Raw genomic sequence first — 14,875 nt, 5'->3', positions numbered from 1 at the left:
GAATCTAAATTTAGATTCAGTAAGCATTTCTCAATATAGCAGGCAAAGGCTCCAAACAGTAACATATTGATAACACACAAAATATTATCTTATATAACAAAGAGAGCCTCTAAATGATTAGAGGCTCTCTTATTAATTAGTTTAAGTGATCTAAAGCTTGTTTTAAATCTGTTACTAAATCTTCAGTGTCTTCAATTCCAACTGAGAGACGAATTAGACCATCTGCAATACCTTCTTTGGCACGAATGTCTTTAGGAATAGATGCATGTGTCATTAATGCTGGTACAGAAATTAAACTTTCTACTGCGCCTAAACTTTCAGCTAATGTGAAATATTGTGATTCTCGAATAACTGCTTTGGCGCTTTCTATATCCTCAACTTCAAAAGCAACAACCCCAGTATGTCCTTCTGATTGTGCTTCGTGGATATCATGGTTTAAATGTTCAGCGATACTTGGATGGAATACTTGTTTAACATTTGGATGTTGTTGCAACATTTCAATAATTGAAAGTGCATTACGTTGTACTTGTTCCATTCTTAGCCCTAATGTTTTAATACCACGAATTAATAAATAACTATCTTGTGGTCCCAACACGCCACCTGTTGAATTTTGAATAAATCCAATACGCTCAGCTAGGTCCTCATCATTTGTAGCAACTAGACCAGAAACAACATCACTATGACCACCAATGTATTTTGTAGCTGAATGCAATACGATATCAATACCCAATGTTAATGGGTTTTGGAAATAGGGTGTCATAAATGTATTATCAACAACTGATATCAAATTATGTTTCTGCGCAATTTCAGCTGATTTTTTAATATCTGTTACTCGTAACAATGGGTTTGATGGTGTTTCAATATATAACATTTTTGTTTCTGGTTTAATATATTGTTCCACTTCATCTATATGTGTTGTATCTATGAAATCTGCTTTTATTCCAAAACGTGAAAATACTTTTGTTAGTGCTCTGTATGTGCCGCCATAAACGTCGGAATTTATTAATAAATGATCACCTTCGTCTAATAACATGATTACTGCAGATATGGCTGCCATACCAGAACCAAATGCATAACCATATTGACCATGCTCTAAATCAGCAATAAGGCCTTCTAATGAACTACGTGTTGGATTAGCTGAACGAGAATATTCATATCCCTGTCTCATATCACCGATGTCATCTTGCATAAATGTACTTGTTTGATAAATTGGTGTAGTTACTGCACCTGTATATGGATCAGTAGTAGATCCGCCGTGAATTAATTGTGTTTTTTTATTCATTAATGATTCTCCTTATAATTAAAGATTTTTTGTGACATGTATCGATCACTACCATCAGGAAAAATCGTTACTATAATGCCACTATTGATATGTTTTTTTACTTCTAATGCACCTTGTAAGACTGCACCAGAGGAACTTCCTACAAGTAAGCCTTCTCGTTTTGCCAATAATGCTACATTTTCAAAAGCGTCTTTATCAGACACTTTCACAATATCAGAAACTAAGGATTCAGGTAAAAACTGAGGCCACTTTTCAGAACCGATGCCTTCAATATCATGGGCGTGTTGAGCTCCTCCACTTAATATAGAACCTTCTGGCTCAACAATGACATTCTCTACATTAAATGAAGTTAAATGTTCTGCCACACCTGTAAATGTACCGCCTGAACCTATACCTGCTACAAAATAATCTACTTCAGGCAACTTTCCTGTAATTTCTTTACCCAACGTTTCTAAATATGCTTTGGGGTTGTTCGCAGATTCAAATTGATTTAAATAAAGTGCGCCCGTTTGCAATTCAAATTGCTTTGCTGCTTCTTGAGCACCTTGCATGCCTAATGCTTTCTCAGTTCTTCTAACCTCAGCACCTAAAGCTTTAATAATGGATATTTTTTCTTCTGCAAAACCTTCAGGTGCAAAAATCACTGCATTTATATTATGATGGTTAGCTGCAATAGCTACGCCAATACCCGTATTGCCTGCTGATGCCTCTACTACAGTTCCACCTTTTTGTATTAAGTTGTTCTCTAAAGCTTTTTCAATTAAATACTTTCCAAGTCTATCTTTAATACTGCCGCCAGGATTGAATTGTTCTAATTTAGCATAAATTTGAACATCTTCATTACTAAAAGATTTTAATAATACCATAGGTGTATTGCCGATTAAATCATATGCAATCATTATAGTCCTCCACACACAGGTGTTTTTAATGTTTTTGTTTATTCCCTACTATACTGATATGAATTATAAATAGTTTCATCCCTTTTTGCAAATTTTATAATTAAAATATTGCAAAACACTTAAAATAAATCCTTACTTTTTTAATAAGAATACTTGAATTCACTATATAGCTCTTGTATAGTGTTAGTTATCAGAAAATTCAAATTTATAGGAGGATTTACATTATGAGTCAGAATTCATGGCATTTAGACACATTATCAATTCATGGCGGTCAACAAGTGGATGATTCAAAATCACGTGCAGTACCTATCCACCAAACAACGAGTTATGTATTTGATAGTACAGACCATGCACAAAAATTATTTTCGCTACAAGAAGACGGTAATATTTACACGAGAATTATGAATCCAACACAAAATGTCTTTGAAGAACGCATCACGGCTCTAGAAGGAGGCGTTGGCGCTTTAGCTACTGCTTCAGGACAAGCTGCAATACATCTCGCATTATTAAACATTGTTGAGACAGGTGATGAAATTGTTGCTTCTTCAAACTTGTACGGTGGTACATATAATTTATTAAAAGTGACATTCAAAAAATTAGGCATTAAAGTCCATTTTGTAGATCCTAGCAATCCTGAAAACTTTAAAAATGCTATTACAGATAAAACGAAAGTTGTTTATGCAGAAACAATTGGCAACCCTCGTATTGATGTTCTAGATATAGAAGCTGTTGCAGATATTGCACATGATAATGGTGTTCCATTAATTGTTGACAATACATTCCCAACGCCTTATTTATTACGTCCGTTTGAGTACGGTGCTGACATTATTGTTCATTCAGCTACTAAATTTATTGGTGGACATGGTACTTCAATCGGTGGTGTCATTGTTGATAGTGGTAAATTCAATTGGGATAACGGTAAATTCCCTGGCTTAGTAGAACCAGACCCTAGTTATCATGGCGTGTCTTATGCGAAAGATGTAGGAGAAGCTGCATATATCACTAAAGCACGTGTTCAATTATTACGTGATTTAGGTGCATCTGTATCACCTTTCAATGTTCATGAATTCTTGATTGGTTTAGAAACATTACACCTACGTATGGAACGTCATTCAGAAAATGCTTTACGTATCGCACAATACTTAGAAAAACATCCAAATGTAACATGGGTGAACTATCCAGGTTTAGAAAACAATGCTTACAATGAATTAGCTCAAAAATATTTACCAGATGGCCAAGGCGCTATACTTACATTTGGCGTTGATGGTTCAGTAGACGATATTGCTAATTTTGTTGAAGGATTAGATTTATTCTCACACGTTGCAAACGTTGGTGATTCTAAATCATTAATTATTCATCCTGCAAGCACAACACACTTACAATTGTCACCAGAAGAACAAAAAGCTTCAGGTGTACTTCCAGAACTTGTAAGATTATCAGTTGGAACAGAAAAAGTAGAAGACATCATTTCAGATCTTGATAAAGGTTTTAAAGCATCACTTGGAAATTAATGAAAAAAATTTCCTTAGTGATGCTAAGAATCTAGTTCACACTCTAAAAATATATAACATCAAAAACGCCCAACTTTGATTTGTTTGGGCGTTTTTAGACTGCGCGCTATTATCCTACCACACAAACCGAAGTCTCCTGTATGTGTAATTTTTATATTTTAACGCCTTTATTCTATATCATAAAGAGATTTACCTTTGTGTTTGTTAATTAATATTGGGATAATAACAATAATTAGCCAATAAGTGGGAGGTGCATGTTTGGATAATCAAAAAGATAAAATAACCATGAATGTCATATTACTTACCGGTAAAATACTTTTGTCCTCTGGCGCTGAAGTATCACGTGTTGAAGATACTATGCGTCGTATAGCAATTTGTATGGGCTATTACAATAGCCAAGGATATGTCATAAATGTGTTCATCAACTTTTCACTAAGTGAAGAACACGATACACGCATTTTGCGTATTAATAAAAATACCACCAACTTATTGAAAATATTTCAAGTTAACGCAATTTCACGGAAACTCACAAGTAATCAATTATCTATAGAAGAAGCTTACGACCTTTTAAAAAATATAGATCGCACATCAGTAACAATTCCACTGTGGAAGAAAGGGATAGCAGCTGGCATTATCTCGCTGAGCTTTTTATATTTACAAAATGGTACATGGCCAGATGCGATTACCGCAATCATAGCTGGTGCTACAGGATTTTTAATTGTAGAATTTATGCATAGCAAGTCACTGACTATGTTTATCCCTGAATTTGTAGCCTCTTTTGTAATAGGAACAATCGTTATCTTTGGGTCTAAATTATTCAATGTTGATAATATGTTTGGACCTGCCATGCTTGCTTCAGTTATGCCAATCGTTCCTGGCGTATTAATAACAACCGCAATACAAGATTTATTTGGCCGTCACATGCTTATGTTTACAGCAAAATTTTTGGAAGCATTAGTTATTGCTTTTGCGATTGGTTCAGGCATAGCAATTGCGTATTCACTATTTTAAGGAGGATTCTTCATGACTATTTTAATTACATTCTTATGCAGTTTCAGCGCCTCCTATTTCTTCAACGTGATTTACGATTCGCATAAAAAGGTATTTCTTCCTGCTGGATTTGCTGGAGCCATGGGTTATATCGTCCATTTTATTTTAAGCGAGCACGGACAAATGGATACAATATATACAAGTTTATTGGGTAGTTTAACACTAGGTTTAATCAGCCATACTATGAGTCGAATATATAAAGCGCCTGTTGTGCTATTTATGATCCCTGGCATTATTCCACTTGTTCCAGGTAGTATTGCTTTCAGTGCGACACAACAGCTCGTTACGCTTAATTTTACTGACGCGACTAACACATTCATTCGCGCTATTTTGATAGCAGGTGCAATTGCTTTAGGTTTGTTGATTTCAGATCAATTATCTAAAACATTGAATATACGAAAATACTTAGCTATTAAAAGAAATAAACTTTAAAAAGACTACACACTATTGTTATACACTTCAAATAGGTTTATAAAAACGTTATTTGATAGTAATACAATACATGTGTAGTCTTTTATTAGGATTCATTCACAAAATATAAACCCGTTAATACATTGGCTTCTAAATCACTTATTTTAATACTAATCGGACTATTGCGTATTAAATGATGTGCTTTTACATATGTTTCTATACTTTCTTTATAAGGCAATGCACTTTGTGTCACGCCACCACCTAATACAATATGATAAATATTAAATACACTAAATAAATTTGTACACAGTTGTTGAGTTAGTTTTAACACTTCTTCAATCATTTGAATTATTGTTTCATCTTCCCCTTGGACGTACATTTCAATAGCTTCTTTCGTACTCACTTCTCTTTGTGAAATATCACTCGCTTTTCTGCTAATCGCTAAACCGGAAATTTCATTTTCAACACAGCCATATTGCTTACAGACAGGACATTGGTAACTGCTATCACTTTTAATTACTGTATGGCCAATCTCACCAAAATTCCCGTCAACGCCAGAAACTAATTGTCCTTGTTTCATATAGGCCATGCCAACACCTGTACTAATCGTTAAATAAATAAAATCCTCAGTTTGTGCTTTTATATACTGATGTTCTGCTAAAATTGCAGCATCCGTATCATTAACAAATTGTGGCTTAAATTCACTATTCTGCGTTATATAAGCACCCGCATTAAATCCATTATATTTTTGCAAATTAGGTGGGTTTAAAAATACGCCTTGAGTATAATCACACGGCCCTGGCATCGCAATATTTAAAACAGTCTTATCGACGTCCTTATAATTTGTTATATAGTCATTCGCCAGACTTATAATTTCATTGAATTCCTTTTCTGGCACATCTTTATTCGTTTTAAATTTTTGACTCGCTACGATTTCTAAGTCTTCATTGATAAGCCCAACAATCGTTTTAGTTCCTCCAATATCAACACAAATTTTCAACATCAAGCACCAACTCCATCATTTATTATTTTATCTTAATTATGTATAAAAAGAGGCACAGACAAAACCAATTTGCCTTGTGACAAATCAAATTCATCTCGCCTCTCCTTATTTATACATGGCTGACAATCATCGTCATGTCACCATTAAATTGAATCTCATCGTCTTCTGTTGTCAGTATAAAGTGCGCACCTTTGTTTAAACTGTAGTCGCTTCCGTCTACAATGATTTGTCCGCTGCCTTCAACAATTGAAACAAGACAATAGTCCTGCGGTTTTCTATAATTTAAGTTACCATCGATTACCCAACGTTCAACTGTGAAAAAATCATTGGACACAAATTGTGTGTACTGCTGTCCTTGGATATTTTCATATATTGGCGTTGTATTAGGTGAGTCTTCTGAAAGATGAATTACTGCTTTACTCTGTTCTAAGTGCAAATCACGTTTGTTTCCATCTTTATCTACACGATCATAATCATATATTCTATATGTCGTATCCGAAGATTGTTGTGTTTCTAAAATCATAATACCTTTTCCAATAGCGTGTACTGTTCCAGCTGGTACATAGAAGAAATCTCCTGCTTGTACTTTTACTGTTTTAAAAAGGGTATCAAATTGTTGTTGATCAATCATTTCATTTAATTCATCCTGATTTTTAGCGTTTACATCATAAATAATCTCTGCATCTTCTTGTGCATCTAGAATATACCAACACTCTGTTTTGCCATATTCACCTTCATATTTTTGTGCATATTCATCATTTGGATGGACTTGAACTGATAATTTATCGTTTGCATCTAATATTTTCGTTAATAAAGGAAATTTAGCATCACCAGTTTCACCAAATAATGCTTTATCTTCATTCCATACTGTTTCTAGTGTTTTACCTTTATGTTTACCATTCTCAATTATATTCGGTCCATTGGGATGTGCTGAAATCCCCCAACATTCACCTGTATATTCATTAGGGATGTCATAATTGAATGATTTTAAAGCCGTACCGCCCCATATACGTTCTTGAAAAACGGGTTGTAAGAATAATGGCATATGCGCATACCTCCACTTATATTTCTTTTAGTATATCGTATATTTGTTCTGTATGTGTTGCATCGATTAAACTTTGACGGATATCATCATCCATTAGCGCTCTAGATAAACGCTGTAACAATTTCAAGTGAGTATCACTACTATCACTTGGTACTGCAATTAAGAAAACAATTTTTGGTAATGTGCCATCTAAACTATCCCAATTCACGCCTTGTTTATTATTCATAACTGCTACGATTGGTTTTTTCACTGCGTCTGATTTAGCATGAGGAATTGCCACATTCATGCCTATAGCCGTTGTCGACTCCATTTCTCGTTTTAAGACGTCTGCTTTCAGTCTTTCCATATCTGTAATATAATCATATTTATTTAATTGACCTACAAGATGTTCAATTGCTTCGTCTCTTGTCAATTTCTTCTCTGATATTTCAATTACCTCTTGCTGAAACACTTCAATTTCGTCATCTGTTGTTGCTTGTTTATCTTCGCTTATTTCAGCGCTATTTTGCGTTGCTACTTCTGTATCATTCTGAGTTTGCGCAGCCATTCCTGCGTCTGTATGCGCTGCATCTCCAGCTATTGCTGGTGTTTTTCTTCTTAGTGTCAATACTGAGAACATTGTCACAACACTACCTACAATTACTGCTATAAAGAACCAGAGCACTTGATCAATACCACCAAGCACAGCTACGATAGGTCCACCATGCGCTACTCTATCACCTACACCACCAATTGCTGCAATCGCCGCAGCAATCATGGCTCCTACCATATTAGAAGGTATAATACGTAAAGGATCTTGGGCAGCAAAAGGAATCGCACCTTCCGTTATACCAAATAATCCCATTGTAAATGAAGCTTTACCCATTTCTACTTCACCTTTATTAAACTTGCGTTTGTTGATAAATGTTGCAAGACCTAGACCAATAGGTGGTGTACATACCGCAACAGCAACCATACCCATTACCGCATAGTTTCCTTCAGCAATCAGTGCTGAACCAAATAGAAATGCAACTTTATTTACTGGTCCACCCATATCAAAAGCAATCATTGCGCCAATAATCAACGCTAAAATCACGATATTTGTTCCTTGCATACCTTTCAGCCATGTCGTTAAGCCTTCAAAAATACTAGCAATCGGTGCGCCAATTAAGAAAATAAAAATGAGCCCTACGATAAGTGAAGATATTATCGGTATAATGATAATCGGCATAATTGGAGCCATTGCTTTTGGTATTTTAATATTTTTTATCCATTTTGCAATATAACCCGCTATGAAACCTGCTACGATACCACCTAAAAATCCTGCACCTGCGTCACTACCATAAAAACTACCATCAGCAGCAATCGCACCACCGATCATCCCTGGCACAAGTCCCGGTTTATCTGCAATACTTACAGCAATATAACCTGCCAAGATAGGGACCATAAAGCTAAATGCTAAATTCCCAATATTTTCAATTGATTTCCAAAATGAATCTTCTGGTATTACTAAACCTTCAGGTGTAGCTTTGCCCCCTAAAGTCAATGCAATCGCCATTAATAGTCCACCAACAACGATAAATGGAACCATAAATGAAACACCATTCATCAAATGTTGATATATCATTTGCACGCCGCTTTTTTGCTCTTCATCATCTTGATTAGAAGTGCCTGTCGCATTAGCGTCATGATGTATGTGCGCATCTTTATCGATAATACGTTGAATGAGTTCTTGTGGTTTATGAATACCTTCTCGAACACTTTCATTAATTAATAATTTCCCATCAAATCGAGATAAATCTACTTGGCGGTCTGCGGCAATGATAATCCCATCCGCTTCTCTAATTTCTTTCGCTGTTAAAACATTTTCAGCACCGACGCCTCCCTGCGTCTCTACTTTAATGTCTACACCCATTTCTTTACCTGCTTGCTCTAATTTCTCTTGAGCCATATACGTGTGTGCTATCCCATTTGGACACGATGTTATCGCTAAAATTTTCATAACGTTCATCCTCCTTACTTATAATTGTAAACGCATTCATAAGCATATAAAAAAGAATAATTGCCGTTGGTAGTGGCAATTATTCTTTCACTAACTGAATTACTTTATCTTTTAAAATTTGATCTTCAAGCACTAGCAACTGATCTACATCATTTTCAGTTAAATTAGCTATCGTATGAATGATTTTTTTCATGGCTGGAATATCTTGTTCTGCTATTGCTAAGAAAAAGACTAATTTCGCCCTATTTTGTTTCCAGCCAAAACCCTGCATATTTTTAAAAATGACCACGTGTGATTTCAGCACCTTTTCAGGGTCGCCATGGGGAATACTAATACCCTTTCCTATAAAAGTAGAAGAAAATTTTTCTCTTTCTAAAGCACTTTGAATATATTTTTCGGTAACTGAATGGTTGTCTCTGAAAATAATTTGCGCCTGTTCAAATACATAGGATGCTTCTGTTAGCTCTTGTTTGTCTGAGTGTACATCAAATTGAATGGCTGCTAATTCATCCTGATTTAGCACAGGATTTTGCTTATGGCGTATAAAGGATTGAATTTTATTAGCATCTTCGTTGGAAAATAGTGGCGAAACTTCCATTACTTGCAATGTATCTGGCACCTGAGATTTATCTACAAAGTGTGTCGTAATTAAAGAATCGACACCTGAAAAATCATACTGTGACACATCTTCTAACTTCAATGTATCTATCACGTATATCCTATCATCTAAATTTGCTATCTTAGCTTCCAATAAACTTGAAATACCCAAACCATAATAGCAAGTAATTACGATATTAAAACGATTTTTCTCATTACGATCTATGGATGATTGAAAATGTAATGCTAAAAATGCAATTTCATCTTCTACTAGATTTATTTTTGCGTCTTTAGACAGATGATTTACAGTTTCATATAAGGTGTTAAAAACAAAAGGATAATGTTTTTTAATATCTTCCGTTAATGGATTGTTAATGTAGACATTTTTAGCAATGCGTAAATAGGTTCTACTAAAATGTGAATAAACATTGTCTCGCAATGCTTTATCTTGGGTGAAATTCACTCCTACACTTTTTTCCATTTGATATATCATTCTATCGATGTAACTTTTAACGAACACTTTTTCTAAGCCTAAATCGTATTTATTAAAATAGTAACTAATAAAAAATGAAAACAATTTTGCAGTTTCATCACTTAACCCATATGCTAATTTTTGATTTATTTCGTCTATACAATGTTGGGCTATAATTTGTGATTCTTCATCTATAACCCACGAAGCATCATCGTCATTGTTTCTTTTAAATATAATAATAAGATGTATAAGCAATTGTCGAATTCGAATATCGGAAGTTTGTATTTGGTAATCACTTAAGTTACTTTTAATAATTTGAAATATCATTTGAATATGTGCTTCCGGTATTTCATTTAGAATGAATTGCTCTACGGTCTGGTCTTTTGTCGAGAGCTGATTTAAATGCAGAATCGCATTTCTTATATTCATTTCGTTACCATTAACTGTGATACCTTTTTTCTTAGTAATGTTTACACTAATATCAAATGATGTACACCATGATTGTATTCTATTTAAATAGTCATTTACTTCTGATTTTGTTAAATCAAAGTCGTTTTCCAATTGATCAATGGTCATAGGTTGTTGATGCATTAGCAACTGATAGCCTAATTTCAACAGTATTTCACTTTCTTTATTCGTAAATGCTGTAACGATTTCTGTCAATTGTTCCACACTATATAAGGTACGATTCATTTTATATCCTCTACCTTTTACACTAACAATAAGTTCTTCCACTAACTCGCTATTAATATACTTAATATCACTTCGTACAGTTCTGTTGGAAACATTCAAGTAGTTCGCTATTTCGTTTGCACTTAAATAATCATTGTTATTATTTAATATTAAACGAATAAGTTTAGCATGTCTTTCTTGCATAGCTGCACCGCACTTTCCACATTATTACACGCCTTATTAGTAAGCGCTTCCTATAATATCAAATACATTGTAGCTATAACTCATTATATAAGCAAGGAGTTCACTGTTTGCATAACGTTGCATTAATTTCTGCTGTAAATTATTGTTTTAAATAAAAAAGAGATAGCAACTGAAATTATCATTCGTTACTATCTCTCAATTATTAGTTTGTTACTTTACTAATTGTTTGTTGTATATATTGATGTGCCACTTTAAGCTGTTCAATTTCTGTTTGGCTGAGTTGAATTTCAAACCTCTGTTTAATACCCTCACGTGCCACTAATGTAGGTAGACTAAAGGCACTCTCATTCAAACCATATTCATTACTTATTGAAGTTAACGGCATGATGGTCTGTTGGTTTAATGCAATTGCTTGTATTAAATAATTAACTACTTTCGATATCGCTACATTTGTCCATCCTTTTTTATAAAACACATCCATAGATACCTGATCAATTTCTGAAGTTATACGTGTTTTATCGATTGGTGACGTATGCGTCAATTGTTCAAATTCATCTAATGTCATGCCATAAATTCTAACTTTACTCCATACTGGCACTGCATGTTGTCCATGTTCTCCAATCACAAATGCTTCAACATTCTTAGGGTCAACTTGGTAATATTTCGCAATCAATGTTTTAAAGCGAGATGTTTCCAAAGCTGTTCCAGTACCCATTATTTTATGAGAAGGATATTGAGATGCATTGCTCATATAAGTAATTGTATCTACTGGATTGGAAACTAAAATAACAATCGCATCTTGTGTCACTTGATTAATTTGTTTCATGACTTCCTCAATCATAATTCGGTTACCTTTCGCAAGCAATACACGATCGCCCTCATTAGGATCTGTTGGCACACTCGCTGTAATCACAATGAATGATGCATCAGCTAAATCTTCATAACTACTTTCTCGAATATTGATGTGTGTTGAATTCGGTAAACCTTGCGTGTGCAAATGATCCAGTGCTTCACCACTTGCTCTTTCTGTATCTGTATCAATTAATACAATATCTGAGAATAAATTTAAATTTTGGACGTCTGTGAGTACTTGGCTTCCTACTTTACCAAGTCCAATGATTCCTATTTTGGACATTTTATCCCTACCTTATCTATAGAATATTAATATATGATACTTTTAACTACTATATAAAATGTAACAAACGCATTGTGTTATATCTTATTTTTCATATGGAATGACATCTTGACCGTATTCTTTTTTAATAAAGTCTTGTGTATCTTTTGATTGTAGTACTTTAATTAACGTTTGGTATTTTTTATCATTTTTATGTCCTTTTTGAACGGCAACTATATTTGCAAATGGTGATGATTTATCCTCAACTGCAATCGAATCTTTATGTGGTGTTAGACCGTTATCGATAGCATAGTTAGAATTCATAATAACTGCCGCGCCTTCTTTACTGTTATATGTTTTAGGTAGAAATTCAGCGCCTTGTTTGTTATTAAATTTTAAATCTTTTTTATTTTCTACAATATCCTCAAATTTTGCATCTTCAATATTTACACCTTTTTTAATTTTAATTAAGCCTTTATCAACAAAAAATGATAAGAAGCGTCCTTCTTCAGCAGGGTTGTTCGATACATAAATCGTTGATCCTTTAGGGATATCTTTAATATCTTTATATTTTTTACTGTAAACACCCATTGGCGTAGTTAAGACTTTTCCTACTTCTTCAATATTATAGTTATGATCTTCTTTTTCAGCTTTTAGATAAGGTACATGTTGGAAAAAGTTTGCATCTACATCGCCTTTATCCAATAATTTATTAGGTACTTTATAGTCATTCACCGTCTTAATTTCTAAATCATAACCTTCTTCTTTCATTGCTTTTTTAGCATGTTTAAGCACTTCGCCATGTGGTGCTGGAGATGTTGCTATCGTGATTTTTTTATCTTCACCTTCGCCCTTTGAATTTCCGCATGCTGCCAATATAACTACTAATACTAATAATGAAACTAAACTTATAACCCTTTTCATCAAATCTCTCCTTATAATTTGTTTTACTTTACGACTAAAGCTATGTATAAAAAAATACTTTCTCTTCATTTTCAAGAGAAAGTATCCACCTTCTCTCATCTTTGAAAGTAAAATTACTTTCTGTGAATTAGCACCATTTCAAAAACGACGGTTGCTGGGCTTCATAGGGCACATCCCTCCACCACTCTAGATAAGAGTAAATCATATGCAATTGATTGTTTTAATCCTAGCATCGCGATCATGATTAGTCAATGAGTTTTTAGAAAATTCTAAATCATTTGCTTTCATAAATATTTTCACTTTCGTTCCATGTGAAACAATAATCATTCTGATAAATAACTTTATAATTTGAGGAGTTTAAAGAAAGAATAATACCTTAATTTAATATATACATCTACAATAATAATATAAAATATATATAAAAGTATGCGTAATAATTTTATGAAGTGGTATATATACATTAACGAGATAGAAACAATACATAACATGAGGAGTTGCATAATAATGAGAATTTTAGTCTTAGGAGCAGGTGGTATCGGTGGTTACTTTGGTGGTCGCCTAGCTGAAGGTGGTCAAAACGTTACATTTCTAGTACGTTCAAAAAGAAAAGCATATCTAGAACGAAATGGTCTATCTATTCATAGCGAAAAAGGTGACTATCATTTTAACCCTCAACTTATTACAAGAAAAGACCGCGTGAAACCATTTGATGTAGTACTCTTGTCTTCTAAGTCTTATCATTTAGAACATGCCCTTGAAGATTTAACACCATTTGTTAATGGCAATACGGTGATTATTCCATTACTTAATGGAATCGCACATCTACCGAAGTTACAGTCAACTTTTGGCGACAATAAAGTCATGGGTGGCTATTGTGTCATTGAAACGACGATAAACCCCGTAGGTGAAATCGTTCATACAAGTCCTTTTGACAAACTCTTTTTTGGTGAATTGAATGGCGACCAAAGTGAACGTGCTGAACAAATTGCTCAAGCTTTTTCAAATACTAAGGCTGAATTTATTTTAAGTTCAAATATCCAGCAAGGTATGTGGCATAAATATTTAATGATCACTGTACTATCAAGTCTTACTACACTCATGCATGCGCCAATTGGACCAATTCGTGATAGCGTGGGAGGCGTAGATTTTATTGAGTCACTATACAACGAAGCCGCTTCAATTATGCGTGCACATAATGCGCCCATTTCGGATAATATCGTCGATCAATATATGAAATCACTGCCGAAATTATCTTATCACTTCAAGACTTCTATGCAACGAGATATGGAAAAAGGATTAAATATTGAAGCAGATCATTTACAAGGTTATTTGTTACATTTGGCGCATCATACCAAATAGATGCGCCTCTACTAACTACTGTTTATCAAAACCAAAAAGTATATAAAGAAATGCTTCAATAATAACTATTTATTATTGATTTCAGAGTGTCGACAAAATCTATTGTTTTGTTGGCATTTTTTTGTGCACGCTTTCCGCGGGCACACCTCAGCCTGTAGTCTTCGGCTAGTGCTTTTCCCGCCGGAGTCGGCACAAATCACTGACTTTATTTAAACAAAAATAATTTTATTATTAAAGAAAGATTGTCTCAAGGAAAAATACCTATAAAAAATAAACCAAGTGCTATAAAAGCACTTGGTTTATTTATGTTTTGAAAGTATTCATAATAAAACATATTGAAAAGTTTCATTA

11 protein-coding genes, 1 pseudogene and 1 riboswitch are annotated in these 14,875 nt (G+C 34.0%); of the genes and pseudogenes, 4 read left to right on the top strand and 8 right to left on the bottom strand.

The window, feature by feature from the left end:
• Positions 1-136: 136 nt before the first annotated feature.
• The gene (locus AAA453_RS02990; protein WP_069817849.1) at positions 137-1,282 is read right to left on the bottom strand and encodes a bifunctional cystathionine gamma-lyase/homocysteine desulfhydrase; all 1,146 of its coding nucleotides are present in this window, start codon (positions 1,280-1,282) and stop codon (positions 137-139) included.
• Positions 1,282-2,181 (bottom strand): PLP-dependent cysteine synthase family protein, encoded by a 900-nt coding sequence (locus AAA453_RS02985; RefSeq protein WP_427706168.1) that lies wholly within the window; start codon positions 2,179-2,181, stop codon positions 1,282-1,284. Before AAA453_RS02985 ends, AAA453_RS02990 begins: the two co-directional genes overlap by 1 nt.
• 224 nt (positions 2,182-2,405) lie before the next feature.
• On the opposite strand from AAA453_RS02985, the gene AAA453_RS02980 reads away from it, so the two are divergent.
• The 3 genes from AAA453_RS02980 to AAA453_RS02970 all read left to right on the top strand — a co-directional run bounded on the left by AAA453_RS02980 (position 2,406) and on the right by AAA453_RS02970 (position 5,174).
• On the top strand, positions 2,406-3,692 hold the full coding sequence (locus tag AAA453_RS02980) for a homocysteine synthase (RefSeq protein WP_069817847.1): 1,287 nt from the start codon (positions 2,406-2,408) through the stop codon (positions 3,690-3,692).
• Between the two features lie 258 nt (positions 3,693-3,950).
• On the top strand, positions 3,951-4,703 hold the full coding sequence (locus AAA453_RS02975; RefSeq protein ID WP_069817846.1) for a threonine/serine exporter family protein: 753 nt from the start codon (positions 3,951-3,953) through the stop codon (positions 4,701-4,703).
• A gap of 12 nt (positions 4,704-4,715) precedes the next feature.
• On the top strand, positions 4,716-5,174 hold the full coding sequence (locus AAA453_RS02970) for a threonine/serine exporter family protein (protein WP_002506578.1): 459 nt from the start codon (positions 4,716-4,718) through the stop codon (positions 5,172-5,174).
• Between the two features lie 85 nt (positions 5,175-5,259).
• Here AAA453_RS02970 and AAA453_RS02965 read toward each other — a convergent pair whose 3' ends face one another.
• The 6 genes from AAA453_RS02965 to AAA453_RS02940 all read right to left on the bottom strand — a co-directional run bounded on the left by AAA453_RS02965 (position 5,260) and on the right by AAA453_RS02940 (position 13,165).
• A complete protein-coding gene (locus AAA453_RS02965) occupies positions 5,260-6,156 on the bottom strand; it encodes an ROK family protein (protein ID WP_427706166.1) in 897 nt (298 codons plus the stop codon).
• A gap of 109 nt (positions 6,157-6,265) precedes the next feature.
• On the bottom strand, positions 6,266-7,201 hold the full coding sequence (gene manA, locus AAA453_RS02960; RefSeq protein ID WP_427706164.1) for a mannose-6-phosphate isomerase, class I: 936 nt from the start codon (positions 7,199-7,201) through the stop codon (positions 6,266-6,268).
• A gap of 16 nt (positions 7,202-7,217) precedes the next feature.
• Entirely contained in the window at positions 7,218-9,182 is a 1,965-nt protein-coding gene (locus AAA453_RS02955) for a fructose-specific PTS transporter subunit EIIC (protein WP_427706162.1), read from the bottom strand.
• A gap of 79 nt (positions 9,183-9,261) precedes the next feature.
• Entirely contained in the window at positions 9,262-11,127 is a 1,866-nt protein-coding gene (locus tag AAA453_RS02950) for a BglG family transcription antiterminator (RefSeq protein ID WP_427706160.1), read from the bottom strand.
• A gap of 202 nt (positions 11,128-11,329) precedes the next feature.
• Complete coding sequence (locus AAA453_RS02945) at positions 11,330-12,262, bottom strand: lactate/malate family dehydrogenase (RefSeq protein WP_427706158.1); 933 nt, start codon at positions 12,260-12,262, stop codon at positions 11,330-11,332.
• A gap of 84 nt (positions 12,263-12,346) precedes the next feature.
• A complete protein-coding gene (locus AAA453_RS02940; RefSeq protein WP_427706156.1) occupies positions 12,347-13,165 on the bottom strand; it encodes a MetQ/NlpA family ABC transporter substrate-binding protein in 819 nt (272 codons plus the stop codon).
• Positions 13,166-13,257: 92 nt separating this feature from the next.
• A riboswitch (SAM riboswitch) is annotated at positions 13,258-13,362 on the bottom strand.
• 307 nt (positions 13,363-13,669) lie between these two features.
• Here AAA453_RS02940 and panE point away from each other — a divergent pair.
• Positions 13,670-14,586, top strand: a pseudogene (gene panE, locus AAA453_RS02935) (2-dehydropantoate 2-reductase).
• Positions 14,587-14,875: the final 289 nt, after the last annotated feature.

The sequence above is a fragment of the Staphylococcus parequorum genome (genome assembly GCF_039237145.1).
Taxonomy (GTDB): Bacteria; Bacillota; Bacilli; order Staphylococcales; family Staphylococcaceae; genus Staphylococcus; species Staphylococcus equorum_A.
Note: the sequence above shows the minus strand (reverse complement) of the source record. Positions and strands in the feature narration are given on the sequence as shown.

Excerpts from the sequence above, each read along its gene's own strand:
- AAA453_RS02990 (WP_069817849.1), bottom strand. The coding sequence starts at position 1,282 with ATGAATAAAAAAACACAATTAATTCACGGCGGATCTACTACTGATCCA.
- AAA453_RS02985 (WP_427706168.1), bottom strand. The coding sequence starts at position 2,181 with ATGATTGCATATGATTTAATCGGCAATACACCTATGGTATTATTAAAA.
- AAA453_RS02980 (WP_069817847.1), top strand. The coding sequence starts at position 2,406 with ATGAGTCAGAATTCATGGCATTTAGACACATTATCAATTCATGGCGGT.
- AAA453_RS02970 (WP_002506578.1), top strand. The coding sequence starts at position 4,716 with ATGACTATTTTAATTACATTCTTATGCAGTTTCAGCGCCTCCTATTTC.
- AAA453_RS02965 (WP_427706166.1), bottom strand. The coding sequence starts at position 6,156 with ATGTTGAAAATTTGTGTTGATATTGGAGGAACTAAAACGATTGTTGGG.
- manA (WP_427706164.1), bottom strand. The coding sequence starts at position 7,201 with ATGCCATTATTCTTACAACCCGTTTTTCAAGAACGTATATGGGGCGGT.
- AAA453_RS02955 (WP_427706162.1), bottom strand. The coding sequence starts at position 9,182 with ATGAAAATTTTAGCGATAACATCGTGTCCAAATGGGATAGCACACACG.
- AAA453_RS02950 (WP_427706160.1), bottom strand. The coding sequence starts at position 11,127 with ATGCAAGAAAGACATGCTAAACTTATTCGTTTAATATTAAATAATAAC.
- AAA453_RS02945 (WP_427706158.1), bottom strand. The coding sequence starts at position 12,262 with ATGTCCAAAATAGGAATCATTGGACTTGGTAAAGTAGGAAGCCAAGTA.
- AAA453_RS02940 (WP_427706156.1), bottom strand. The coding sequence starts at position 13,165 with ATGAAAAGGGTTATAAGTTTAGTTTCATTATTAGTATTAGTAGTTATA.